The organism is Kibdelosporangium persicum, assembly GCF_013280595.1.
GTDB classification, from domain to species: domain Bacteria; phylum Actinomycetota; class Actinomycetes; order Mycobacteriales; family Pseudonocardiaceae; genus Kibdelosporangium; species Kibdelosporangium persicum.
Window position 1 is genome coordinate 32,654 of sequence record NZ_JAAATY010000030.1, and the last position, 26,091, is coordinate 58,744.

The window sequence follows — 26,091 nt, forward strand, 5'->3', positions numbered from 1 at the left end:
GGCTATGTCACCAGCGGTAGTGGGCGAAGGCCTTGTTGGACTCCGCCATCTTGTGCGTGTCCTCGCGGCGCTTGACGCTCGCCCCAAGGCCGTTGCTCGCGTCGAGCAGCTCGTTCATGAGGCGCTCGACCATGGTCTTCTCACGACGGCTACGGGAGTAGCTGACCAGCCAGCGGAGGGCCAGCGTGGTGCTGCGGCCGGGCTTGACCTCGATCGGCACCTGGTAGGTCGCGCCACCGACACGGCGGGGCTTGACCTCGATGGCCGGCTTGACGTTGTCAAGCGCACGCTTGAGCGTGACGACCGGGTCGGTGCTCGTCTTCTCACGGGCACCCTCGAGCGCGCCGTAGACGATCCTCTCGGCCACCGAACGCTTGCCGTCCTTCAGCACCTTGTTGATCAGCTGGGTGACCAGCGGGGAGCTGTAGACCGGGTCGGAGATCAGCGGCCGCTTGGGGGCCGGTCCCTTGCGGGGCATCAGCTCTTCTCCTTCTTCGCGCCGTAGCGGCTGCGAGCCTGCTTGCGGTTCTTCACGCCCTGCGTGTCCAGCGAGCCGCGGATGATCTTGTAACGAACACCCGGGAGGTCCTTCACACGGCCACCACGCACGAGCACCATCGAGTGCTCCTGGAGGTTGTGACCCTCACCAGGGATGTAGGCGGTGACCTCGATGCCGCTGGTCAACTTGACACGGGCGACCTTGCGCAGCGCCGAGTTCGGCTTCTTGGGCGTGGTGGTGTACACACGCGTGCACACACCGCGCCGCTGCGGGCTCCCCTTGAGCGCCGCGGTCTTGGTCTTGGTGACCTTGTCCTGGCGGCCCTTACGGACCAGCTGCTGGATCGTGGGCATGGACCGGCTTTCTCTACGACTGCTTCTTCATGGCGGTTGTCCGTGGTTTTGCTGTGTTCCCCCTGGCCCCGCCGTAACCCGAGGTCGGGCGTGTCGCCCTTCCTCAGCGGCCCGAGCGGGACAGCGCCACATGGAACAACCGCGGCATCCCAACGGGGTTTGGGAGGACTCCGTGCCGGTTGTGTCGCGGTTCGCACCGACGACAGGCACACGGAGCGGCCCGACATCAGTCAGGCACGATTAGCAAAGATACCTGGCCGGTTCGTCCCGGGCAAAACGGGGGTCGCCGTCACCGCCATACCAGGTGAACACCGCCTGGACGGCCGGTTGTTCCAGGTCCATACCATTGATTGGGCCGATCCGCGGACCGGCGTCCGCAGGCCCCGGTACATTCCGCAAGTCAGCTGTCACCGATCGCGAGCCGGGGGGCGTAGCGCGTTGTCCGAACCGGATTTCGAAGCCGAGCGTCAGGCCGAGCGCAACGCCGAGTTGCGCCGCCAGGTCGACCAGATGATGGACGAGGTGCGCAGGCGTACCGAGGAGCTCAAAGAGGCGCAGGCCCGGATGAGCGCGCTGACCGGCGAGGCGCAGTCCGACGACGGCGTCGTGCGGGCCAGAGTGGACATGACCGGGCAGCTGACCGAGCTGACGCTGACGTCACGCGCGTTCGACCGCGGCACCCCGGAGCAGTTGGCGGCGGAGATCACACGGGTGGTCCGCAAGGCCGCGGCCGGCGTGCGCACCGAGGTGCACCGTGAGGCGAGCCAGTTCACCCCGGACGAGGACATGATCGACCTGCCGGACCTGGTGCCCGGCGCGCCGTCGTTCCGCGACCTGTTCCGGATCGAGTTACCGGACGACGACGAAGGTGAAACGCATTCGCCATCGTCGCCGTCAGAGCCGGTGGCGGACGACGACTACTACGGCAACCAGCAGATGTTCCGCCGGGACTGAGGGGGTCATGGCGATGAGCGGCGAGATGCTGATCAACCCGGACGGAGTGCGCGGTGGCGCGGCCCGGCTGGACGGCGTCGGCGCGAACTTCACCGAGGACGCCGCCGCCCTGAAGTCGAAACTCCAGGCCGAAGGCCAGCCGTGGGGTGACGACGAGTCAGGCCAGAACTTCGCCAAGGACTACGTGCCCGCGGCGGACGCGGTCAGCAAGGCGGTCGGCGACGTGGCGGCGGCGCTGATCCAGATCGCCAAGAACCTGAAAACCCAGGCGGACGCCCAGCAGCAGACCGACAAGTCCAGCGCCCAGACGTTCGACAACACCCAGGTCTGACCCATGGCGATCATGGAGCCCCCCGAGTTCGTCAAGGACATCGCGCCCTGGGTGCTCGGCGGTGAATGGCCCAAGGGCAACGAGGACGCGATGATCCGGCTCGCCGAGGTCTGGGAGGCGGCGGCGCAGGACATCGACGCGGCGATGAAGGCCGCGGACGGCGCGGTGAAAGAAGCGCGCGGTCACATGGAAGGTGAAGCCGCGCGGCAGTTCGACGAATTCTGGAAGAAGTTCGTCGAAGGCGACGAAGCGGCGTTCACGAAGCTGAAGGAAGGCTCGGAAGGGCTGGCGAAGGCGTGCCGCAACTGCGCGATGCAGATCGAGTACGCCAAACTCTCGATCTGGGCGGCGCTGGCGGCGTTGCTGATCCAGATCATCGCGATGACGGCGGCGGCGTTCGCCACCTTCGGCGGCTCGCTGGCCGGCATCCTGCCTGCGCAGCTGGCCACCCGCCAGGTGATCGTGACGATCTTCCGCAACCTGGTGCAGCGCCTGGGTGAGCAAGTGGGCAAGAGCCTGCTGCGCCGGATGATGTTCTCGGTGGCCACGGAGGTCGCCGCGAACGTCGCGATCGACGCGGGCATCCAGCTGTTCCAGATGGCCAAGGGAACCCGGGAGGACTTCGACGCGGGCATGACCCTGGACGCGGCGAAGTCCGGCGCGATCAGCGGCGTGCTCGGCGGTGCGGTGTCGGCGGGCGCGGGCAAGGTCATGGGCGAGGGCCTCGGCGACGGCCTGGCCAAGAGCGTCGCGCGTGAAGCGGTGCAGGAAGGCGTGACCGGCGCGGCGGCGACCGCGGTCGAAGGCGCGATGTCCGGCAACTTCAGCATGGAGAACGTGGCCCAGGGAGCCACCTCCGGCGCGGTCAGCGGCGGCCTGAGCGGCGCGAAACAGCACATCGCCGGGATGCCCGCGGACTTCGACGTACCCGAGGTGTCGGAGCAGACGGGCACGGAGTCCTCGGGGGTCGCGCCTTCTCCGACGCCTCGGCCTGTCCAGTCAGGCCCAGCCGAGTCCTCGGAGCCGTCTACTTCGGACAGCCCTGCTCCGCGTGCTTCGGCGTCCACGACCAGTTCGCTGAGCGGCTTCAGTCCCGCCGGGCCGAGCCCGGCGCCGAGCAGTACGGGCGGCTCAAGCCCTTCGGCGAGTCCGAGCGGCCCGGCCAGTGGCGGTTTCGCCGGTGGCGGTCCGGCTACCAGCGGTGGCGGCTTCGCCGGTGGGTCCAGTGGCGGCCTTCCCGGTGGGTCCCCGAGCAGCGGCGGCGGCCCGAGCAGCGGTGTAGGCAGCAGTGGAGCGAGTAGTAGCCCGGCTACCACCGGCGCCAGCGGCCCAAGTGGCGGCGCCAGCTCAGGCGGCGGCCCGGCCCCCAGCAGCGCCCCCGGTGGCGGCCCGAGCGCGAGCGGCGCCCCAGCAAGCGGCCCGGCCCCCAGCAGCGCCCCCGGTGGCGGCCCGAGCGCGAGCGGCGCCCCAGCAAGCGGCCCGGCCCCCAGCAGCGCCCCCGGTGGCGGCCCGAGCGCGAGCGGCGCCCCCGGCGGCAGCGGCCCAAGTGGCGGCGCCAGCTCAGGCGGCGGCCCGGCTGCCAGTGGCGGGACCAGTGGCCCGGGTGGCGGCCCGGCGGCCAGCAGCGGTCCTGGTGGTGGCCCAGCGTCCGGCGGGCTGGCGAGCGGCCCGGCCCCCAGCGGCGGTTCCAGTGCCGGCCCGAACCCGGGCGGCGCTCTCAGCGGCGGCAGCAGCCCCGGCAGCGGCCCGGTTCCTGGCAGCGGCGCGCCCGGTGGAAGTGCGTCACCCGGCGGTGGCCCGGCTCCTGGCGGTCCGTCGCCGACAGGCGCCCCGACCCCTGGTACTGGCGGCCCGGTGTCGGGTGGCGGTCCCACGCCCGGCGGGCCGCCCCCTGGCGGTAACCCCACACCGACCGGAGGCCTGGTCACCGGCACTCCGCCGCCAAGCGGCAGCCCTGTCACCAGCACTCCGACCCCCGGCGGCCCCACGCCGGGCGGGCCGACTCCTGGCGGAAACCCCACAGCGACCGGCGGACAGGTCACCGGCACTCCGCCCCCAGGCGGACCCGTTCCCGCAGGCAACAGCCCTGCCACCGGCACTCCCACCCCCGGCACTCCCACCCCCGGCGGGCCCACGCCGGGCGGGCCCACGCCGGGCGGGCCCACGCCGGGCGGGGCGACTCCTGGCGGAAACCCGACACCCGCAGGCGGTCCCACACCAACCGGCGGACAGGTCACCGGCACTCCCGCACCCGGGGGCCCGGGCGGGCTCACACCGGCGCCTACTGGCAGCGCCACCGGTGGACCGGTAAGCGGGCCTATGCCGATGGCCGCGGCACCGATGGCGGGCCCGACCGGCCCAGGGCCGACCTCGGGCGGTCCAACGCCTGGTCCGGGCGCATCTCCCGGTCAGCTGGGCGGCCCCGAGCGAGCCCCGCAACCGTCCAGCGGCACCGTGCCCGGCAATGCCGACCGTGGCCCTCACCCCACGCCCGACAGCGGCGAGCGCGGGCCCGCACCGCACGGCACGACGACATCGGGGACTGCCCCCGCCCCAACCCCAGCTCCACAGCCACACCCCACACCAGCGCCGCAACCACACCCCGCGCCCCAGCCACACCCCACACCGGTGCCCCAAAGCGGTCCGGGGCCGAACCTGTTCACCCCGGCGCAGGACCGTCCCATCCCGCCACTGCCGCACCGCAGTCCCGAGCCCGCAACGCATCCCGCGCCACCAGTCCACTCAGGACCTTCACCGCACCCTACGCACGACATCCCCATATCAGGACCGCACAGGTTCTCCGGTGACTTGGACGCGCCGCCCGCACGGGCCAGTGACGAGCGGCCCGCGCCGCGGCGGACGCCGGTCCCGCTGCCGGATCACTTGAAGGACCTCAAGAACTTCGTCACCCCGACTCAGTCGGGCATCGTCATCGCACGGCATGGCGGCGAGTTCCCGACGCACCGGCAGGCCGCGCAGATCGTGCCGCCGCATCCGACTCACTTCGTCGTCGACGTGCATGGCATGTCGGACAAGGTGATGGCCGGTGGCCGGGACCTCAACGCGAAGGACACCGCCGACGTCATCCGGGCGTCCGGGTGGGACGGCAAGCAGCCCGTCCTGCTCGTCGGGTGCCAGACCGGGTCCAAACCGGACGGGTTCGCCGCGCAGCTGTCCCGTGAGCTCGGCGGTGAGGTGACCGCGCCGACCAAAGACGCGTGGACCGACGACCGCGGGAACCTGTTCGCGAGCAGCTCGCACCAGGGCGCCAGGGACATGCGGCCCGGCTGGCCACCGAACGGCGAGTGGGCCACGTTCAAGCCGGACGGCACCAACACCGCGCACAAACAGTCCTCTCCCCCTGGGCACGTCCCCGACTGGCGCGCCGTCGGCGGTGAAGGGCCGGACCGGGCGTACCGCCGCGGCGAGGCGCCGGGCAGCAGCAACGGGCCCACGACGTCCAACCCTTCGTGGGCCGATCGGCTGGATCCGCCGGATTCTCCGCAGTCGCAGCGGAAACCCGCCGAGTCGGACGCCACGACGACGGCGGAGGTCAGGAAACCGACCATCGTCGCGCCCGAGGGCACGCCGCTGTTCTTCGAGAACAGGCCGGATTTCCGGGCTGCCCCGCACGACGTGCACCACATGCGGCAGTCGTACCCGCCGGACATGTGGGAGCGGGACGCCGAGCACATCGACGCGATCGTCGCGCGCAACCCGCACTTGGCCGTCATCCCCCGCGACCAGTTGATCGCCTTGCGCGGGCACACCGCCCAGCACACGTTCGACACGGTCAACAGGGCCCTGCGCGCCAACGACATTCCGACGTTGCGGCGGCACGAGGGCTACGTGAAGGTGATCAACTCCGCGTTGAACCACCTGCCGCCGTACCGGGGCGTGGTGCACCGCGTGATCAACACGTCCGACGCGCCGTTGCGGGCCAGCCAGTTCCCGATGCACGCGACCATCACCGAACGTGCGTTCCTGAGCACCTCACGGGGCGGCCCGAGCGACTTCCCCGGCAAGGTCGTGATGGAGATCCACTCGCTCACCGGCCGCGACATCTCCGCCGTGTCGCACCGCCCGAGCGAACGCGAGGTGTTGTTCCCGTCCGGCACCAGGTTCACGGTCGTCGGTACCGGCTACAACAAGGAAACCGGCACTTTCCACGTCCAGCTGCGCGAGGAACCGCCACTGCGGCCGTGGCGTCCGGTGGCCGGGTACCAGCAACAACCACGCCCGCAGGTCCTGCCGGTGCAGGGCCAGCAGATGCCGCGACACAACCAGTCTGTCTACAATGGACCGCAGCAGGGCGGGCCGTTGCCGCCCAACCAGCAGCGGCCGCCGATGCCGCCGCCACAACAGCATCGGCAGCAGTATCCGCCCCAGCAGCAGCCTGTCCGGCCGCCCGCGCCACAGCACGTCCAACAGCAGCAACCGGTCCGGCCACAGCCGTATCCGCAACAGCAGTATCAGCAACAGCACCGGCAGCAGCCGGCCCCGGTGCAGCAGCGGCCGCAGCCTTCGGTCCCCGACCGATCGCAGACGACGACGGCGTTGCCACGGCCGCTCGTCGAGCAGCCGCCGCCACCGATGCGGCAGGAGACGTACACCGAGCCGGTCACCCAACCGCTGCGCAAGCCGGAGTACGACCACACCAGCAGCAGGCCGCAGGACGCGCCCGCGCCCGCCGCGGACGACTTCCTCGCCAGGATCGCGAACTCGCCGTTCGCCGACCATCCGGTGGCCGACGCACCGCCGCCGGACTTCAAGCGGGTCAAGCTCGACTACTTCGAGGACCAGGAACGCCTGCCACACGTCGTGGAGAACCTGCGCGGCACGCAGGCGGGCATCGCGATCTTCGGACCATCGGAGAAAGACCAGCGTCTGGGCGCGCGGGCGATCAAACCGATGCCCGGCTATTTCGTGGTGGACACGCACGGCCAGGCCGACGCGCTGCTGTCCAACGGCAAGCAGCTGAACGGCAACGACGTCGTCAACATCCTGAACGCCCTGCCGCACAGCGTGTGGGACCGCAAGACACCGATCATCTTCACCGGCTGCAACTCCGGCAAGAACCCCAACGGCATCCCGGCGCACGTGGCCCGGCACTTCGGCGTGGAGACGATCGCGCCGCGCACGGACACGTGGGTCGACGACAAGGGCAACATCTACGCCGCCGAGACGGCCCTCGAGCCCGGCAAGTCGAAGTGGCCGCCCAACGGCGAGTGGGCCCGCTTCGGCCCGGACGGCACTGGCAGGCCGACGTCGGACAGCCCGTACCCGCCTGGCCACACTCCGGACTGGGGCCTGCACGACACCCCGGCCGAACGCCCCCACGACGCCTTCCAACGCGGCGAGGACCCGACGCCGCCTCCGGCAAGGCTGACAGCGGACGACGTCCGTGCCTACCTCGAACGCCCTGACGTCTCCGCGGCACTGGACCGCGCCGCGGAGACGAACTCGATGGTCGACGAGAAGAACAAGGCGGGCGAGATCGTCGCGCAGCACCGCATCGCCGATGTCGTGCGGGAGCGGCTGGTTGACCACCCGGAACTGGTCGAGGCGATGACCAGGGCCGACTACCTCGAGCAGGCACTGCTCAACCAGCCGAAGACCATCGCGTCGCTGCTGTTGCAGCCCAAGGCGATCGACACCGTGGTCGGTGCGGTCAACGACGTCGACGCCGGTGCTCAGGCGGTGATCGACACGGCGGCCAGGCAACCCGCGCAGTACACCCCGCTGACTTCGGAGCAGCTGGCGATATCCGCGGCCGTCGAGCGGCAGCTCAGCCGCGTCAAGCCGGGTGTGCACAACGTCCAGATCCCCATGAAGCCAGGGGAGACCGTCGAGTCCTACCTCGACGCCAGGTTCGAGGACGCACGGCAGGCTCGCCCCAAGCTCATCGAGCTCGTCACCGATCTGGCCAGGCAACTCGACGGGAAGGCGGGCTACCGGCCGTTCGACAAGAACCGGGCGGACGTCGACAACTACGCGAAGCCTGATGGCAGGTACAAAGGTGACCCTCGGCTGGCGAAGGACCTCACCGCGGGCAAGATCGAGTTCAAGCGGCTCAGTGATGTCTACCGGGCCGTCGAGATGATCAGCCGGCGCGAGGACCTCCGGATCGTCGAGTTCAACGACCGGTTCAGGACCCCGCAACCGTCGGGGTACCGTGACCTGCAGATGTACATCACGCTTCCACCGAACGACCACGTCACCGAGCTCCGGCTGCACCTGACCGCGATGGACGAAGTCGCCGTGTACGAGCACGCGCTGTACGAAGTGAACCGGCAGTACAAAAAGGACATCGTGACGACCCAAGAGGAAGCGCTCGTCAAGGCGATCAACATGCGTCAGCGTGTGCTGTTCTGGGAAGCGCTGCACCAGGAGGGTGTCCTCGAATGACCGGCATTGAGACTCCGCAGTACCTCCGGGTGCACGCGCAGACCTACCGGATCGACCGCGGCGAGGACGGAAACGTCCACGGCTACCTGTTGAACCTGTCGACCGGCGACTTCGACCAGGACGACTCGCTGATCGCCGAGGTCATGCTCGACATGGGCGGGGACGTCCACGTTCTGGACGAGAACCGGTTCATCGACGAGACCGAGATCGCGCGGGCGAACCACCTCGTCGGCGACGGGCCGATCTTCGCCGTCTACCAGACCATCGACGGGCTCTACGACCAGGCGGCCGCCGAAGGCCGCGGGGTCGGCGACCAGGAACTGGCCCTCATCACGGCGCTGCGCCGGCGCACCTTCGCGTTGTGGGCAGAGGACTTCGCCCGGCGGGACGCGGGACAGCAGATGGAGAACACCGTGAGCAAGCGCGGCTTCCACCCGGACGAAGCGAGCGACTGATGGCCACCGGTTCTACGATCACGCGGCAACTACCGACGCACGGGGAGGCGTGGTAATGCAGGAGGACAGCGTGCTGCTGGCGGTGCAGCAGGGTGTCGTGCACCGGTGCGCCAGGCGGTCGGAGGGCACCGTGGACCTGGTCGCGCCGATCGGGACCGTGCCGTCGAGCGACTTCGAGCAGACCGAGGACGGCACGTTCGTCCAGCGGATCTCCGAAAGCCTGCCGGAGGCCCTGTTCACGTTCGCCGTTCGCGGGATCGACCACCCGGAACCGTTGCTCGGTTATCTCGCGCCGGATCCGGAGACCGAGATCGTGCAGGTGCGCACCACGGTGTGGCCTGGCAGGCGGGAATCCGACACGCGGCGCTTCCCGATGCCGGTGAAGCACGAGAACGACGCGCCCGAGCCCAACACCAACACGATCGCGACGGACATGAGCGTCTCGGTCGTCGCGGGTGCGCCCAACGGGTGGCAGCAGGTCGACATCCGGTGTGACGCATTGGGTGACCGGATGGAACTGCGGTGCAGGATCACGCTGGAGGACGGCGCCATCCACCACTGGTCGCCGCCTGCCATCGTCGGGCACTGGTTCCACCGGTTGCGGATGGTGTCGCATCGGCCCGGCAAAGGCACCTGGTTCCAGGCGAAGTACGAGCTCAAGCGCGGCGCTCCCGCGAAGATCGACCTGGACTACGACTTCCCCGGGGACAACTCCGACCAACTGGCGTCCTACTGCGAGTTGCGCGTCTTCCCCCGGCACGCCGAGGCGATCCCGGTCAAGTTGGCGCAGAACGCTTTGCTCGCGTACGAGGCGGTAAGCGACAGCGCCAGGGTGGATCTCGTACGGGGAAACTCCGACACCCCGGCGGAGAAACCGTACACGTTGTTCGCCCGGTTGTTCGACGGCTACACCAACAACGATCGCCCGTACGCCTACCGGCCGGCGATCGCCAGCTCCGAGCGCGACGCCATACTGTCCTTTTTGGAAAGTGGACGGGTTGTGCTGTCGTCGCGTGGTTATTCACCGGACCTGCTGCACCCCGAGCGGGAAAGCCTTGTGCCGATGGCCTTCCTGACCGACGGCAAGTGGGTGTGGTCCGCAGCCGTCGCGTACTACCTGCGGCAGCACGGGATCGCGCCCGCGCCTGACTTCGTCGAGCACATCCGTGCGGTGGACTACAGGCATCCGCGGTCGGTTCCGAGGTTCGCGTTGGACCGTGCGTCCGCGTTGGCGATGGGCAGGCCGGAAACCGAGGCGTCGAGCTGGGACGACTACGACCGTGCCGCGTACGCGTTGGCGGACATGGCATCCCGGTTCCGGGTGAGCAGGCGCTACTACAGCACCGGCAGGCTCAAGGACCAGGCGTGGTGCATGGTCCGCGAAGGCGACCACTGGGCGGCGTTCTGGTACTCGGCCGAGGAGGACCGGCGCGAGTTCGAGCACCTCTTCGACACCGTCGGGCAGGCCGCGACGTACCTGATGGGCCAGCTGTGGCAGAACTACCCGAACCTGCAACGGGAACCGGGTGAACTGCTGGAGCCGTACGAGGTCCTCGACGTGCCGATCCCGCCGTCGCCGCCGTTGGAGAACTTCGAGCGGTTCACGTACGTCAAGGTCAGCGACTTCGACGTGGAGCAGTTCGGCCCGCCGGTGTCCAACCTGGTCTACGCGCCCGGCACCACGGTCGAGCAGATCGTTCCGGTGCTGCACGGGGAAACCGCGCCGCGCAGGCTGCGGCTGACCGGCGAGTGGACGATCGTCTCGTGCTTCACCAAGGCCGGGCCGAACCGGCCTGGCGGCGTGCAAGCGTACATCCTGCCCCAGGCGACCGAGGGCTACCTGCACTGGGGACAGATCGTCGAACTCTCGGCCGCGGACGGTTCGTGATGCCCGAGTGGAAGATCGGCCTTGACCTCAAACAGCTCGGCGCGGTGGACATCGGCCTGCCAGGCTGGATGCGAGGTGCGGCGATCGGCGGCGCGCTGGGCGCGTCGGTCCGGTTCAACACTCCCGCTGACATCGTGAAGCGATACGGCCCGCACGGCCCGATGCAGTTCATCGACGTCTTCGGCAAGCCAGGCGCGATCACGTCGGACACGCAGCTGATGTTGCTGGCGTTGGACGGGATCGTCCGTGCGCACGTACGGGCTACCTGGTACGAACGGACCGACCCGGTCAACGAAGTCGCGTTGGGCATGCGCCGCTGGCTGGTGATGGAGCAGGACGGCTGGTTCCCACGCGCCAACGAGCTGTTCGAACGCCGCTGGGCCGATCGCACGACCGTCGAGGCCATCCGGCACTACATGCGGACGGGCACGTTCGGCACGATCGACAAGCCGCTCAACGACTCACAGGGCAGCTCGGCGCTGCTGCGGGCGGGCGGCGCGGCCCTGTGGAGCACCGACCTGCACGAGGTCTTCGAGATCGGCGCTCGGATCGCGGCGATGACCCACGGCCACCCGAACGCGTATCTCGCCGCGGGTGCGTACGCCGTGATGATCCAGTACTGCCTGCGGACCAGAAACCTCATCCGTGCCATCGACGCGGCCAGGGACGAGCTGACCAGGTGGAAGGGCCACGAGCCGGTCCACGAGGCACTGACCAGGGTGGTCGACGCCCAGTTCGACCCGGCCAAGAAGTTCGACCCGGCCACGATGGAGAGCTTCGGCGACAGCACCACCGCCATCGGCGCGCTGGCCATCGCCGCGCGGGCGGCGATCTCCGAGCACCGCTTCGAGTACGTCGTCGGCCGTGCCATCACGATCGCGGGCGACAGCGCGGCGACGGGAGCACTCGCCGGTTCGTTGTACGGCATCGCGGGCGGTGGGAACTACCTGCCGGAGGAACTGGTCGCCGAAGTCGAACTGTCCGAGCGGATGGGCACGCTGGCGTACCAGATCCGCCGTGAGTTCAGCGACGAACCGCTCTACAGCGAAGAGTTCTTCAGCTGGTTCCCGTTCTCCCAGCGCCGCTGGTCCGGCCACCTCGGCTGACCACCCCGCCGTGTCCACCTTTCCGGCACCCCGTGTCCACCTTTCCGGCACCTCGTGTCGCACACTCCGGCACCTCGTGTCCACCTTTCCGGCACCTCGTGTCGCACACTCCGGCACCCAGAAATTCCCCATCCGGCACGCGGCGCGGCCGTGCCGCTTCGCCGCGGCGACCACAAGGTGCCGGAATGGGTGTTTCGGGGTGCCGGAAAGGTGGACACGGGGCTAGATCCAGCCGTTGTCGCGGGCCATTCTGGCGGCTTGGGCGCGGGTTTTGGCGCCGAGTTTGGTCATGGCCGACGAGACGTAGTTGCGGACCGTGCCCGCCGAGAGGTTCAGGGCGCGGGCGATGTCCGGTGCGGTGCGGGAGTCGTCGACCATCCGGAGGACTTCGAGTTCGCGGTCGGTCAGCGGGCACGGGTTCTCCGCCAGTGCCTCGGCCGCGAACTCCGGGTCGACGTAACGCATTCCCGCGTGCACGCGGCGGATCACGTCGGCCAGCAGCGCGGCCGGCGCGGTCTTGGCCAGGAACCCCTTGGCACCGAGCGACAACGCCTGCCGGAGCACTCCTGGCCGGGCGTGCCGGGTCAGCATGATCGCCTTGGTGTCGATCATCTCCAGCACCTTCAGTCCGTCCAGTGCGGGCATTTCGACGTCCAGCACGACCACGTCCGGCCGGTGCTCGGCGATCGCCAGCAGGGCCTTCGAGCCGTCGTCGACGTCGGCGACCACCTCCAGGTCGGGTTCCAGGCTCAGCAACGAGGCCACCGCCTGCCTGGTCAGCTGTTCGTCGTCGGCCAGCACCACTCGGATCATCTCGGCAGGCTCGCAATCACCTCGAAGGACGCGGGTTCGACGTTCCCGGCGTGGAACGAACCACCGGCAGCCTTGACCCGGCGGGCCAAGCTCGCCAGGCCGCTGCCGTCGCCGCCTGACCGCAACGGCGCCACACCGTCGTTCATGACCCGCAAGACAGCCTGATCCGGCATGGTCTCAAGGGAAACGCAGCACGAGCGAGCGTCGGCGTGACGCAGCGCGTTCGTCATGGCCTCCCGCAGCACCCGGCCGAACAGGTCCCTTTCAGCCGCGGTCAACGCGGCGGGGTCGGCGGTGAAGTCACAGGAGATCCCGGCCGAGTCCAGCAGGCTGCGGGCACCGGCGAGCTCGGTCGCGAAGTCGGTCGGCCGGTTGGCGTGCGCGAGGGTGCGGACGTCCCGCAAAGCGTTGCGGGCCAAGCGTTGCACCTCGACCATCTCGGCCTTCGCCCGCTCCGGGTCGGTCAGCCGGACCGCGAGCTCGCTCTTCAGCGACACGACCTCCAGCGCGTGCCCGAGGATGTCGTGCAGGTCCTCGGCCAGCCGCAGGCGTTCCCTCGTCGCGGCGAGGTCGGCCGCGTCCTTGCGGGCCTCTTCGAGCTTCAACGCGCCTTCCCACTGACGGTAGGTCACGCCGATGCCGAACGCGAGCGCGACTGTCATCAGCAGCGCGGCAAGCAGGACCGGGCGAAGGAAATCCTGCTGTCCGGTCAGGACGATCACGGCCGCGAGAGCCGCGGTCTGGCCCACGAGGACGTACCCCACGTGGCGCCAGGCCACGCCGAACGGCCTGGCGACGAAGAACTCGGCCGCCGCCATGCCGACGAAGATCGTGGCGAAGCCACCCGACTGGGCCTTCGCCGTGGCCGCGACGCACGCCAGCGCGAGGCCCAGCGCCGTAAGACCGTAGACCCGGCTGTACGAGAAGGGCTGCCACGGACCGCGCAGAGCCTGCAGGATGCCGCGCACACGGATCACGGTGAGCACGCCCACACCGGCCGCCATCAGGATCACCGGAAGCCATCCCGGCCGTTCCTGCAGCAGGAAGCCGAACGGCAACAGCGCGATCACCTCGGTGAACAGCAACGTGTTGCGCGTCGATCGGCGCAGCGGTTCAAGGGCGGGCTCGGACACGCGATCCAACGTAACAGCACATGACACCTGTCACCCCAGGTCATGACGGCCACGACTACTGAGGCATGCCCCCGTTCGGGGAATCTGATGGCATGAACGTGATTGAAGTGTCCGGCTTGACCTATCGCTACGGGCAGTTCGTCGCAGTCGCCGGGGTCGACTTCACGGTTCGCCAGGGGGAGATCTTCGCGCTGCTCGGCACGAACGGCGCCGGGAAGACCACGACCTTGGAGGTCGTCGAAGGATTTCGCAAGCCCGCAGGCGGGCGAGTCCGGGTGTTCGGGCTCGATCCGGCCGCCGACCGGGCGGCGTTGAGCGCGCGTACGGGCGTGATGTCCCAGCAGACCGGGCTGATCGGCGAGCTGACCGTGGCGGAGACGCTGGCCCTGTGGGCCGGGTTGACCAGCCGCAAGGACTCCGTACCGAGCTTGTTGTCCACAGTGGAGCTGACACACCGGGCGGACGTCCCGGTCGAGAAGCTGTCCGGGGGTGAACGGCGGCGGCTGGATTTCGCGTTGGCGATCTGGGGGCGGCCGCCGCTGGTGATCCTGGACGAGCCGACCACCGGCCTGGACCCGGAGTCACGGCAGCATCTGTGGCAGACGGTGGAACACCTGCGTGACGCGGGCACGTCGGTCCTGCTGACCACGCACTACCTCGAAGAGGCTCAAGCGCTCGCGGACCAGGTCGCGATCATGCACGCGGGCAAGGTGCAGGTCGCGGGCACGCTTTCGGAGGTGCTGTCCGAGCAGCCCGCACGGATCACCGCCAAGGTGCCGGACGTCGACCTGCCGAAGTTGCTCGGCGACGTGTCGCTGGTCGACGGCCAGCTGACCGTGCACACCAGGGACATGCAGACCGACCTGTACGAACTGCTGCGGTGGGCCGACCGCAACGCGATCCGGTTGCGTGACCTCAACGCCAGCCAGGCGTCCCTCCAGGAGATCTTCCTCGCGATCGGAAAGGCGTGACCATGGTCGTCCACTTGGCGTTGACGGAACTGCGGCTGCTGTTCCGCAAGAAACTGACCTTGGCGTCGGTGCTGCTGGTGCCCGCGGTGCTGTGCGTGACGGCCTGGCTGCAACTACGGGACCTGCCCGCCTCGGAATGGCCGGTACAACTGGGCTTCACGTACGTCATGCTGCTGACGTTGTCGGTGTTCCTCGTCGCGACAACGGTGTTCACCGCACGCAGGCAATCCCTTGTCCTGAAACGGCTGCGTACTTCGGAGTTGTCCGACAACGGGGTGTTCGCGGGGATCGCGGGGCCGATCCTGGTCGTCGGGCTGGCCCAGTCGGTGATCTACTTCGGCGTCTCGATGGCGGTGGGCGCTCCGGTGCCGTCGCAGGTCGCCGTCGTCCTTGTTGGACTGGTCCTCGGTCTGCCGTCGGCGTTGCTCGCGGGCATCGTGACGGCCGCGTTCTCGCGGAGTGTCGAGGTCACGCAGGTCACCGCGATCCCGGTGCTGCTGGTGGCGATGGCCGGGATGTTCATGCTGCGGTCCCCCGACGACATGGTCGCCACGATCGGGTCCGCGCTGCCGCTGGCCGGCCCGGGCGAGCTGATCGCCGAGGGCTGGGCCGGTTCGGTGCCGATCGTCTCGCTGGTTGCCACGATCGGGTGGTTGCTGGTCATGGGCTTCGTCGCACACCGGTTCTTCAAGTGGGAGCCCCGCCAGTAGCAGCTTTGACTTATATAAACTGACGCTGTTAGATTCCCGTCATGACGGACCTCATCGAGCAGATCAACGCCGTCCGGCGGGCAGTCAGGAAGCAGGACTCGAAGCGCACGATCGTCCTCACCCAGGTCTACGACACGCGGATCGACGACGTGTGGAACGCCTGCACGAGCACCGAACGGCTGGCGCGCTGGTTCGCGCCCGTCTCCGGTGACCTGCGGCTGGGCGGCCGGTACGCGATCGAAGGCAACGCCAGCGGCACGATCGAGCGCTGCGACCCACCCAAGAGCTTCGCCCTGACCTGGGAGTACGACGGCGACCTCAGCCGGGTCGAACTCAAACTGACCACCGAAGCGGACGGCGGCACCCGCCTCGACCTGGAGCACCACATGACCGTGAACGACCACTGGCACGAGTACGGCCCAGGCGCCACAGGGGTCGGCTGGGATCTGGCTCTCGCGGGTCTCGCGGCGCATCTGGCCCAGAAGTCGCTGCCGCCGGAAGAGGAACTGGCGGCGTCCGCCGAGGGCGTGGAGTTCGTGCGGCGCAGCAGCGAGGACTGGGGCCAGGCGGGCATCACCGCGGGCGAGGACCCAGCGTGGGCGAAGGCGGCGGCCGACCGGACGACCGCCGCCTACACGCCCGAGGCCCGGTAGAGATCCCTGAGCACGCCGATCTCGCCGCCGTGGTGGCAGACCTCGCGAGTGATGTGCAGGACCAGCGTGGCGAACGGATACTCAGCCCACGGCCCTTCGGCCTCACCGACCGGGGCTTCCAGGTCCACGGTCCGCACGCCCTCGCGCCACGCTTCGTAGTTGTCACGCAACATGGTCAGCGCGGTCTCCGCGTTCGCCGGCCACGAGACGGCCTCAAGGGTCAGTGATCCGTCGCCGAAATGCGCACTGGCCCGCAGCCCGAAGCAGCCGATCGCGATGTGGGCGATCCGCCAGGCGATCGTGGTCATCGGTGGCGGTTCAGGCGCCGGGTACTGCCAGTCGGCGAGGTACGAGCCGTCAGGTTGCCGCCGGATACTCCACATGTCCGGCACCGGCTCCCAGAAGTACTCCTCGTCGGTGAGGCCCTGGACACGTGGCCACAGATTCCGGTCCCAGTAGAACCCGAGCTGGTCCAGCAACTGTTCACGCCAGTTCATGCTCCCCGACGTTAACGTTCCACCGCCGCTCGGTCCTCAGACCGACGGTCTGGACGCGCACATGACCGCTATCACCGCCCGGTTCGCCATGCCGTTGCCAAATGCACAACTGACCGCGGAAGTGCAGGCCGGCTACCGGCCCAGCCGCTCCCTGATGAGCCCCTTCACCTGATCCGCGGGAACGCTTCTCTTCACTGGCTCACCAGTTCGCAGTATGTGCTCGGCTCGTCGCAGCATCCTCCGGTGTGCCTCGGGATCAACCCGAGTCATCCGCGCAATGCGACGCCAATGCTCCAGTGTTCTGTGGAGTTCCCCAAGGCTCTGTGATTCGGCCGCGGCCTTGAGCGCACGGCGACAGTCGCGGTCGAACGCCGCCACTTCGTCAGGCAGCAAGGCGGCACGGATCGTCTGAGTCACGAAGTCCTCATCCGGACATGGGAAAGGCCCCGGCGGAACCGGGGCCTTTCCCATGCTAGCTAAGCGTCAGCGGTAGTCGCGGCCGAAGTCGTAGTCGTCCAACGGAACCGCGGCGCCCGTACCGGTGCCGAACACATCCGGGGTGTAGTAGCCGTCGTCGTAGGACGGGATCGCGTATGTGCATCTGCGCGGCCCGCGGGCCCATCACGCGCAGCACCTCGTGCGGGTCCGGAGTACCTTCCAGCAACTGCTGGCCGACCGACACGTGGTGCTACTGAGCGGAATGATGCCCACCGCCAATGACGCCCCACCAAGCAGCGCGAACATTGCGTTTCAACTGTTCATCGTTGCGCAGATTCTGACCGATCTCCCGCTCCACGGCGGTAAGCAACTCGATGTCCAATGGGCGAGGGATGCGAGGTCTGTCGGAGAGGAGTTCCATAAGTTCGGTCTCTTCAGCCTGGTCACGCCACTGGGTAGCGAAAGCCACCGCCGCGTGTGTCGCACGGTGACTAGTCGATCGAACTGCTGGTTCCCCCTGTGTCACAGCGCTAGTTGACTGAGGGAGCCCACGTCGGTCGAAGACCCCATGCAGGTCATCAGCGGAAAGTGTCCACAGCCGATCGGCCTCATAAACCAGCTCCCGGGACTGGTTGAAACCAGTCACCGCCTCGATACCTACAAGTACGACGCGAACGCCGTAGTCCTGCACCGTCCGCACACCCTCATGGAGATCTTCATCCCCACTGACCAGCACGATGTCGGCAACTGCTCGATGCTGCGCGAGTGTGATCATGTCTCGATATATGAGGGCATCTACACCTTTTTGCTGATTCTGCCCGTTGAGGCGACCAAGCCTCAGCTTGACGTCGTGCTGCCCTGCAATCGTCTGCTGCTCCTCGGTTCGAATACCGTCGCGAGCCGCGTCATACCAATAGGTGCGTAGCACCTGCAGAGCCAACCCAGTCCTCACCCTGTCAGCTAGCCGTTGGACGAACAAACTGGCATTCAGCACGAGGTCCGCTCTCGAGCGCGTACCGCAGCACAGTTGGCCACCGGCAGCGTAGAGATAGCCGGCATCCACCATGATCACGCTGCGATCCACGTAAACCTCCCACAAAACAAAGAGGGCCATCCCTAGGGACGGCCCTCGGCCACTCAACGGAGTGGCCATGCAAAGGCGCTCTCGCGCACCCTAAAGGATAGCCATCGTCCAACCGGCTAGTCAAACGTAGTCATACCCTCAGTGACAACGCCAGGCTTGCACCGCAAAGCCGTGCTCATGACAGCGGCGAGGTCCGACTAGTTCTTCACTGACAAGAGCCTAGCGAACACATTCAGTACAGCAGGAAGGCCCTCAGTGCGAGTGCACTGAGGGCCTTCCTCCTGCTTGCTACGAGGCGTCAGCGGTAGTCGCGGCCGAAGTCGTAGTCGTCCAACGGAACCGCGGCGCCCGTACCGGTGCCGAACACATCCGGGGTGTAGTAGCCGTCGTCGTAGGACGGGATCGCGTAAGCCGCGACCCGGGCCTCCTCGGTCGGCTGGACCTGGATGTTGCGGTACTTGTTGATGCCCGTACCAGCCGGGATCAACTTACCGATGATGACGTTCTCCTTCAGGCCGACGAGCTTGTCGCTCGCGCCCTTGATCGCGGCGTCGGTCAGGATCTTCGTGGTCTCCTGGAAGGAGGCCGCGGAGAGCCAGGACTCGGTCGCCAGCGACGCCTTGGTGATACCCATCAGCACCGGGCGGCCGGAAGCGGGCTCGCCGCCCTCGGACACCACACGGCGGTTGGTCGACTCGAACTCGGCACGCTCGGGCAGCGAGCCGGGCAGGAAGTCGGTCGCACCGCTGTCGATGATCGTGACCCGGCGCAGCATCTGCCGGACGATCACCTCGATGTGCTTGTCGTGGATGGACACACCCTGCGCCCGGTACACCTTCTGGACTTCCTCCACCAGGTGCATCTGCGCGGCCCGCGGGCCCATCACGCGCAGCACCTCGTGCGGGTCCGGAGTACCTTCCAGCAACTGCTGGCCGACCGACACGTGGTCGCCGTCCGCCAGCGGGCCGTCCGGCGTGACGGCGAGGCGCTGACGCTTCGACAGCTTGTCGAAGACGATCTCCTCGCTGCCGTCGTCCGGGATCAGCGTGATCTTCCAGAACCGGTCGCCGTCCTCGATCCGCACGCGGCCGTCGACGTCGGCGATCGGCGCCTTGCCCTTCGGCTGACGGGCCTCGAACAGCTCCTGGACACGCGGCAGACCGGTGGTGATGTCGTCACCGGCCACACCACCCTGGTGGAACGTACGCATCGTCAGCTGCGTACCGGGCTCACCGATCGACTGGGCGGCGACGATACCGACGGCCTCACCCACGTCGACCAGCTGACCGGTCGCCATCGAGCGGCCGTAGCACATCGCGCAGACACCGACGGCCGACTCGCATGTCAGCACGCTGCGGACCTTGGCCCGCGCCACGCCGCTGTCGATCAGCCGGTTCAGCGCCGGGTCACCGAGGTCGTCACCGCGGTTGACGATGATGTTGCCCTCGGCGTCGGTGATGTCCTCGGCCACCGTCCGGGCGTACACGCTGGTCTCCACGTGCGCGTCACGCAGGACCTTGCCGTCCGCGGTCTTCTCGCCGATCTTCATCTGGATGCCGCGGCTGGTGCCACAGTCGATCTCGCGCACGATGACGTCCTGCGACACGTCCACCAGACGACGGGTCAGGTAACCCGAGTCGGCGGTACGCAGCGCGGTGTCGGCCAGACCCTTACGGGCACCGTGCGTGGCGATGAAGTACTCGGCGACGGACAGGCCCTCGCGGAAGTTCGCCTTGATCGGCCGGGGGATGTACTCACCCTTCGGGTTGGACACCAGACCACGCATACCGGCCAGCGACCGGACCTGGGTCATGTTGCCCGCCGCACCGGACTTCACGATCACCGGGATCGGGTTGTCCTCGGGGAAGTTGTCCTCCATCGCCTTGGCGACGTCCTCAGTGGCCTGAGTCCACACCTTGACGAGCTCGTTGTTGCGCTCGGCGTGCGAGAGCTGACCGCGCTGGTAGCGCTTCTCGACCGCTTCGGCCTTCTGCTCGTACTGGTCCAGGATCTCCCGCTTGTTCGGCGGCACCACGACATCGGAGATGGCGATGGTGACACCGGACCGGGTGGCCCAGTAGAAGCCCGCGTCCTTCAGCTTGTCCAGCGTCCGGGCCACGGTGACCATCGGGTACCGCTCGGCGAGGTCGTTCACGATCGCGGCCTGACGCTTCTTGGGCATCGGCTCGTTGATGAACGGGTAGTCCTCGGGGAGCAGGTCGTTGAACAGCACCCGGCCCAGCGTGGTCTCGGCCAGCCACGTGCCGCCCGGCTCGTAGCCCTCCGGCGCGGAGCCGTTGCCCGGCTGACGGTTCTTGATCCGGATCTTCACCGGCGCCTGCAGGCCGATGACCTTGCGGTCGAAGGCCATGATCGCCTCGGCGGGCGACGAGAACGCCAGACCGGCGCCCTGGGCGTTCGGGTCGAGCCGGGTCAGGTGGAACAGACCGGTGACCATGTCCAGACGCGGCATGGCCAGCGGACGGCCGGACGCGGGCGACAGGATGTTGTTCGACGACAGCATCAGGATCCGGGCCTCGGCCTGGGCCTCGGCCGACAGCGGCAGGTGCACCGCCATCTGGTCACCGTCGAAGTCGGCGTTGAACGCCTCACAGACCAGCGGGTGCAGCTGGATGGCCTTGCCTTCCACCAGCTGCGGCTCGAAGGCCTGGATACCGAGGCGGTGCAGCGTCGGCGCACGGTTGAGCAGCACCGGGTGCTCGGTGATGACCTCTTCCAGCACGTCCCACACGGCCGGGCGGGCCCGCTCGACCATCCGCTTGGCGGACTTGATGTTCTGCGCGTGGTTGAGGTCCACCAGCCGCTTCATCACGAACGGCTTGAACAGCTCCAGCGCCATCGCCTTGGGCAGGCCGCACTGGTGCAGCTTGAGCTGCGGGCCGACCACGATGACCGAACGGCCCGAGTAGTCGACACGCTTGCCCAGCAGGTTCTGGCGGAACCGGCCCTGCTTGCCCTTCAACAGGTCCGAGAGCGACTTCAGCGGCCGGTTACCGGGACCGGTGACCGGACGGCCACGGCGGCCGTTGTCGAACAGCGCGTCGACGGCCTCCTGCAGCATCCGCTTCTCGTTGTTGACGATGATCTCGGGCGCGCCGAGGTCGATCAGCCGCTTCAACCGGTTGTTCCGGTTGATCACCCGGCGGTACAGGTCGTTCAGGTCGGACGTGGCGAACCGGCCACCGTCCAGCTGCACCATCGGCCGCAGGTCCGGCGGGATGACCGGGACGCAGTCCAGAACCATGCCCATCGGCGAGTTGCGGGTCGACTGGAACGCCGCGACGACCTTCAGCCGCTTGAGCGCCCGCAGCTTCTTCTGGCCCTTGCCGCTGCGGATGGTCTCCCGCAGGTTCTCGGCCTCGGCGTCGACGTCGAAGTTGCCTGCCAGCGTCTTGATCGCCTCGGCACCCATCGAGCCGGTGAAGTAGTCGCCGTAGCGGTCGACCAGCTCGCGGTACAGCAGCTCGTCGGCGATCAGCTGCTTGACGTCGAGCTTGGTGAAGGTGCTCCAGATCTCGTCGAGCCGGTCCAGCTCACGCTGGGCCCGGTCGCGCAGCTGGCGCATCTCACGCTCGCCGCCCTCCTTGACCTTGCGGCGCACGTCGCTCTTGGCACCCTCGGCCTCCAGCTGCGCGAGGTCGCCCTCGAGCTTCTGGGCCCGCGCCTCGATGTCGGCGTCGCGACGGGCCTCGACCTGCTTGCGCTCGACGCTCATCTCCGACTCGAGGGTCGGCAGGTCGTTGTGCCGCAGCTCGGTGTTCACACTGGTGATCACGTAGGCCGCGAAGTAGATGATCTTCTCGAGGTCCTTGGGCGCCAGGTCGAGCAGGTAGCCCAGCCGGGACGGCACACCCTTGAAGTACCAGATGTGCGTGACCGGCGCGGCCAGCTCGATGTGACCCATGCGCTCACGACGGACCTTCGCCCGGGTCACCTCGACGCCACAGCGCTCACAGATGATGCCCTTGAAGCGGACCCGCTTGTACTTGCCGCAGTAGCACTCCCAGTCCCGGGTCGGACCGAAGATCTTCTCGCAGAAGAGCCCGTCCTTCTCCGGCTTGAGGGTGCGGTAGTTGATGGTCTCCGGCTTCTTGACCTCGCCGTAGGACCACTGACGGATGTCGTCCGCGGTGGCCAGGCCGATACGGAGCTCGTCGAAGAAGTTGACGTCCAGCACGTCGGTTCTTCTCCCCTTTGGTTGAAGACAGCAGATTCGGGGGATCAGGCCTGGTGGGGCGGCAGCGGGCCGCCCCACCTGGGCGAGGTCAGTTCACGACGTCGTCGACGGACGGCGACTCGTTGCGGGACAGGTTGATCCCGAGGTTCGCGGCGGCGCGCTCCAGGTCCTCGTCGTCCCCGTCACGCATCTCGATCGCGGCGCCGTCCGAGGAGAGGACCTCCACGTTCAGGCACAGCGACTGCAGCTCCTTGAGCAGCACCTTGAAGGACTCCGGGATACCCGGCTCCGGGATGTTCTCGCCCTTGACGATCGCCTCGTAGACCTTCACGCGGCCCACGACGTCGTCGGACTTGATCGTCAGCAGCTCCTGCAGCGTGTAGGCCGCACCATAGGCCTGCATCGCCCAGCACTCCATCTCACCGAAGCGCTGGCCACCGAACTGCGCCTTACCACCCAGCGGCTGCTGGGTGATCATCGAGTACGGACCGGTCGACCGGGCGTGGATCTTGTCGTCCACCAGGTGCAGCAGCTTCAGGATGTACATGTAGCCGACCGACACCGGGTACGGGAACGGCTCGCCGGAGCGGCCGTCCAGCAGGATCGCCTTGCCGTCGCCGTTGACCATCCGCTCGCCGTCCCGGTTGGGCAGGGTCGAGCCGAGCAGACCGGTCAGCTCCTCCTCGCTGGCGCCGTCGAACACCGGGGTCGCGGTGTTCGTGTTCGGCTCCACCTCGTAGAGCTCCTCCGGCAGCTTGGCCGCCCACTCCGGGTTGCCTTCGATCTTCCAGCCCGTCTTGGCCAGCCACCCGAGGTGGGTTTCGAGGATCTGGCCGATGTTCATACGACGCGGCACACCGTGCGTGTTCAGCACGACGTCGACCGGCGTGCCGTCCGGGAGGAACGGCATGTCCTCGACGGGGAGGATCTTGCCGATGACGCCCTTGTTGCCGTGCCGGCCGGCGAGCTTGTCGCCGTCCTGGATCTTGCGCTTCTGCGCCACGTAGACGCGGACCAGCTCGTTGACGCCCGGGGGCAGCTCGTCCTCGTCCTCGCGGGAGAACACGCGGATGCCGATGACCTTGCCGGTCTCGCCGTGCGGCACCTTCAGCGAGGTGTCGCGCACCTCGCGGGCCTTCTCACCGAAGATCGCCCGCAGCAGCCGCTCCTCCGGGGTCAGCTCGGTCTCGCCCTTCGGGGTCACCTTGCCGACCAGGATGTCGCCGTCGCGCACCTCGGCACCGATCCGCACGATGCCGCGCTCGTCGAGGTCGGCGAGCACCTCCTCGGAGACGTTCGGGATGTCCCGGGTGATCTCCTCGGCACCGAGCTTGGTGTCGCGGGCGTCGATCTCGTGCTCCTCGATGTGGATCGAGGTCAGGACGTCGTCCTGGACGAGACGCTGCGACAGCACGATCGCGTCCTCGTAGTTGTGGCCTTCCCACGGCATGATCGCCACGAGCAGGTTCTTGCCGAGCGCGATCTCGCCGTCCTCGGTGCACGGGCCGTCCGCGATGACCTGGCCGACCTCGACCCGGTCGCCCTCGTTGACGATGGGCTTCTGGTTGATGCACGTGCCCTGGTTGCTGCGGCGGAACTTGTGCAGCCCGTAGGTCTGGCGGGTGCCGTCGTCGGCCATCACCGTGATGAAGTCCGCGGACAGCTCCTCGACCACACCGGCCTTGCCCGCGACGACGACGTCACCGGCGTCGACCGCGGCACGCAGCTCCATGCCGGTGCCGACCAGCGGCGCCTCGCTACGCAGCAGCGGCACGGCCTGACGCTGCATGTTCGCACCCATCAGGGCGCGGTTGGCGTCGTCGTGCTCGAGGAACGGGATCATGGCGGTCGCGACCGACACCATCTGGCGCGGCGAGACGTCCATGTAGTCGACACCGTGCGGGTCGATGTACTCGACCTCGCCGCCCTTGGTCCGGACCAGGACGCGGTCCTCGATGAAGTTGCCGTCGGCGTCGGTCGGCGAGTTGGCCTGCGCCTTGACGTAACGGTCTTCCTCGTCCGCGGTCAGGTAGTCGATCTGGTCGGTGACCCGGCCGTCGACGACCTTGCGGTACGGCGTCTCGATGAAGCCGAACGGGTTGACCCGGGCGTACGACGACAGCGAGCCGATCAGGCCGATGTTCGGGCCTTCCGGGGTCTCGATCGGGCACATCCGGCCGTAGTGCGACGGGTGGACGTCACGGACCTCCATGCCGGCGCGCTCACGCGAGATACCACCCGGGCCGAGCGCCGAGAGGCGGCGCTTGTGGGTCAGCCCGTCGACCGGGTTGGTCTGCTGCATGAACTGCGACAGCTGCGAGGTGCCGAAGAACTCCTTGATCGCGGCGACCACCGGCCGGATGTTGATCAGGGTCTGCGGCGTGATGGCCTCGACGTCTTGGGTGGTCATCCGCTCGCGCACGACGCGCTCCATGCGGGACAGACCGACCCGGATCTGGTTCTGGATCAGCTCGCCGACCGTGCGCAGCCGCCGGTTGCCGAAGTGGTCGATGTCGTCGATCTCGACCGGCAGCTCCCGGCCGTCCTTGCCCATCATCGTGGTCTCGCCGGCGTGCAGCCGGACGAGGTACTCGATGGTGGTGACGATGTCCTCTTCGGTCAGCACCCCGGTGTCGTACGACTCGGTCAGGCCGAGCTTCTTGTTGACCTTGTAGCGCCCCACCTTGGCCAGGTCGTACCGCTTGTCCTTGAAGAACAGGTTCTCCAGCAGGGTCTGCGCCGACTCCTTGGTCGGCGGCTCGCCCGGACGCAGCTTGCGGTAGATGTCCAGCAGCGCCTCGTCCTGGCCCGCGGTGTGGTCCTTCTCCAAGGTCGCCAGCAGCGTCTCGGAGAACGAGAACCGTTCCCGGATCTGCTCGGTGGTCCAGCCCAGTGCCTTCAGCAGGACGGTGACCGGCTGGCGGCGCTTGCGGTCGATGCGGACACCGACGGTGTCGCGCTTGTCGACGTCGAACTCCAGCCAGGCACCCCGGCTCGGGATGATCCGGCAGTCGAACACGTCCTTGTCGGTCGTCTTGTCGACGGCCTGGGCGAAGTACACGCCCGGCGAGCGCACCAGCTGGGACACCACGACACGCTCGGTGCCGTTGACGATGAAGGTGCCCTTGTTGGTCATCACCGGGAAGTCACCCATGAACACCGTCTGGCTCTTGATCTCGCCAGTGGTGTGGTTGGTGAACTCGGCGGTGACGAACAGCGGTGCGGCGTAGGTCATGTCCTTGTCCTTGCACTCCTCGACGGAGGCCTTGACCTCGTCGAAGCGCGGGTCGGAGAAGGAGAGCGACATCGAGCCGGAGAAGTCCTCGATCGGCGAGATCTCGTTCAGCACTTCCTCGAGACCACCGACGGGGTTCTCGTCACCGGCGTCGACGCGGCGCTGGAACCACGCCTCGGCTCCGGTGAACCATTCGAAGGACTGGATCTGCAGGTCGAGCAGATTGGGCACGCCGAGCGGCTCGGACAGCTTCGCGAACGAGACGCGCTTCGGAGCACCTGGGATTCCGGACATGGAGTTGGTCGCAGCAGTGGCTTCGGTCGCGCGGGAGACTGCCAAGATGCGTCCTTCCAGGGACTATGAGC

At 68.0% G+C, this 26,091-nt stretch carries 18 protein-coding genes; 9 read left to right on the top strand and 9 right to left on the bottom strand.

All coding sequences use genetic code 11. The features are described 5' to 3' along the window. Nucleotides 1-7: 7 nt before the first annotated feature. Entirely contained in the window at nt 8-478 is a 471-nt protein-coding gene (gene rpsG, locus GC106_RS36850) for a 30S ribosomal protein S7 (RefSeq protein ID WP_173140179.1), read from the bottom strand. Continuing rightward, on the bottom strand, nt 478-852 hold the full coding sequence (gene rpsL, locus GC106_RS36855) for a 30S ribosomal protein S12 (RefSeq protein ID WP_069846376.1): 375 nt from the start codon (nt 850-852) through the stop codon (nt 478-480). The genes rpsG and rpsL overlap by 1 nt, the downstream gene beginning before the upstream one ends. 438 nt (nt 853-1,290) lie before the next feature. Here rpsL and GC106_RS36860 point away from each other — a divergent pair, with 438 nt between their 5' ends. From GC106_RS36860 to GC106_RS36885, 6 genes are read left to right on the top strand one after another with little or no spacing between them, the layout of a single operon-like run. After that, the gene (locus GC106_RS36860; RefSeq protein WP_173140181.1) at nt 1,291-1,806 is read left to right on the top strand and encodes a YbaB/EbfC family nucleoid-associated protein; all 516 of its coding nucleotides are present in this window, start codon (nt 1,291-1,293) and stop codon (nt 1,804-1,806) included. Nucleotides 1,807-1,819: 13 nt separating this feature from the next. Beyond that, nucleotides 1,820-2,137 (top strand): WXG100 family type VII secretion target, encoded by a 318-nt coding sequence (locus GC106_RS36865; RefSeq protein ID WP_173140183.1) that lies wholly within the window; start codon nt 1,820-1,822, stop codon nt 2,135-2,137. A gap of 3 nt (nt 2,138-2,140) precedes the next feature. Further along, nucleotides 2,141-8,545, top strand: a complete 6,405-nt coding sequence (locus tag GC106_RS36870; protein ID WP_173140185.1) for a DUF8616 domain-containing protein — start codon at nt 2,141-2,143, stop codon at nt 8,543-8,545. Next, the gene (locus tag GC106_RS36875; RefSeq protein ID WP_173140187.1) at nt 8,542-9,000 is read left to right on the top strand and encodes a hypothetical protein; all 459 of its coding nucleotides are present in this window, start codon (nt 8,542-8,544) and stop codon (nt 8,998-9,000) included. The genes GC106_RS36870 and GC106_RS36875 overlap by 4 nt, the downstream gene beginning before the upstream one ends. 55 nt (nt 9,001-9,055) lie before the next feature. Then, nucleotides 9,056-10,888 (top strand): hypothetical protein, encoded by a 1,833-nt coding sequence (locus tag GC106_RS36880; RefSeq protein ID WP_173140189.1) that lies wholly within the window; start codon nt 9,056-9,058, stop codon nt 10,886-10,888. Continuing rightward, complete coding sequence (locus GC106_RS36885) at nt 10,888-11,994, top strand: ADP-ribosylglycohydrolase family protein (RefSeq protein ID WP_173140191.1); 1,107 nt, start codon at nt 10,888-10,890, stop codon at nt 11,992-11,994. Before GC106_RS36880 ends, GC106_RS36885 begins: the two co-directional genes overlap by 1 nt. 222 nt (nt 11,995-12,216) lie before the next feature. Here the strand turns inward: GC106_RS36885 and GC106_RS36890 are convergent, their stop codons facing one another. Both GC106_RS36890 and GC106_RS49535 read right to left on the bottom strand, forming a co-directional pair. Then, on the bottom strand, nt 12,217-12,807 hold the full coding sequence (locus tag GC106_RS36890) for a response regulator transcription factor (protein ID WP_173140193.1): 591 nt from the start codon (nt 12,805-12,807) through the stop codon (nt 12,217-12,219). Next, nucleotides 12,804-13,940, bottom strand: coding sequence for a sensor histidine kinase (locus tag GC106_RS49535; RefSeq protein ID WP_173140195.1), 1,137 nt, complete (start codon nt 13,938-13,940; stop codon nt 12,804-12,806). The genes GC106_RS36890 and GC106_RS49535 overlap by 4 nt, the downstream gene beginning before the upstream one ends. A gap of 92 nt (nt 13,941-14,032) precedes the next feature. Between GC106_RS49535 and GC106_RS36900 the strand changes: the two genes are divergently transcribed. The 3 genes from GC106_RS36900 to GC106_RS36910 are packed head-to-tail and all read left to right on the top strand — an operon-like array spanning nt 14,033 to nt 16,274. Continuing rightward, nucleotides 14,033-14,911 (top strand): ABC transporter ATP-binding protein, encoded by an 879-nt coding sequence (locus GC106_RS36900; protein ID WP_173140197.1) that lies wholly within the window; start codon nt 14,033-14,035, stop codon nt 14,909-14,911. A gap of 2 nt (nt 14,912-14,913) precedes the next feature. Further along, nucleotides 14,914-15,621: an ABC transporter permease gene (locus GC106_RS36905; protein ID WP_173140199.1), complete on the top strand. Its 708-nt coding sequence runs from the start codon at nt 14,914-14,916 to the stop codon at nt 15,619-15,621. 41 nt (nt 15,622-15,662) lie between these two features. After that, on the top strand, nt 15,663-16,274 hold the full coding sequence (locus GC106_RS36910; RefSeq protein ID WP_173140201.1) for an SRPBCC family protein: 612 nt from the start codon (nt 15,663-15,665) through the stop codon (nt 16,272-16,274). Here the strand turns inward: GC106_RS36910 and GC106_RS36915 are convergent. From GC106_RS36915 to rpoB, 5 genes are all read right to left on the bottom strand, one after another. After that, entirely contained in the window at nt 16,253-16,771 is a 519-nt protein-coding gene (locus GC106_RS36915) for a DinB family protein (protein WP_173140203.1), read from the bottom strand. The two genes, GC106_RS36910 and GC106_RS36915, sit on opposite strands and share 22 nt — an antisense overlap. Nucleotides 16,772-16,903: 132 nt before the next feature. Beyond that, nucleotides 16,904-17,242, bottom strand: a complete 339-nt coding sequence (locus GC106_RS48365; RefSeq protein WP_246367686.1) for a DUF6247 family protein — start codon at nt 17,240-17,242, stop codon at nt 16,904-16,906. Between the two features lie 217 nt (nt 17,243-17,459). Then, nucleotides 17,460-18,293 carry an NYN domain-containing protein gene (locus tag GC106_RS36920; RefSeq protein ID WP_173140205.1) on the bottom strand — a complete coding sequence of 278 codons (834 nt, stop codon included), beginning with the start codon at nt 18,291-18,293 and terminating at the stop codon, nt 17,460-17,462. 298 nt (nt 18,294-18,591) lie between these two features. Then, a complete protein-coding gene (locus tag GC106_RS36925; RefSeq protein WP_173140207.1) occupies nt 18,592-22,491 on the bottom strand; it encodes a DNA-directed RNA polymerase subunit beta' in 3,900 nt (1,299 codons plus the stop codon). Nucleotides 22,492-22,579: 88 nt separating this feature from the next. Further along, a complete protein-coding gene (rpoB, locus tag GC106_RS36930) occupies nt 22,580-26,065 on the bottom strand; it encodes a DNA-directed RNA polymerase subunit beta (protein ID WP_173140209.1) in 3,486 nt (1,161 codons plus the stop codon). Nucleotides 26,066-26,091: the final 26 nt, after the last annotated feature.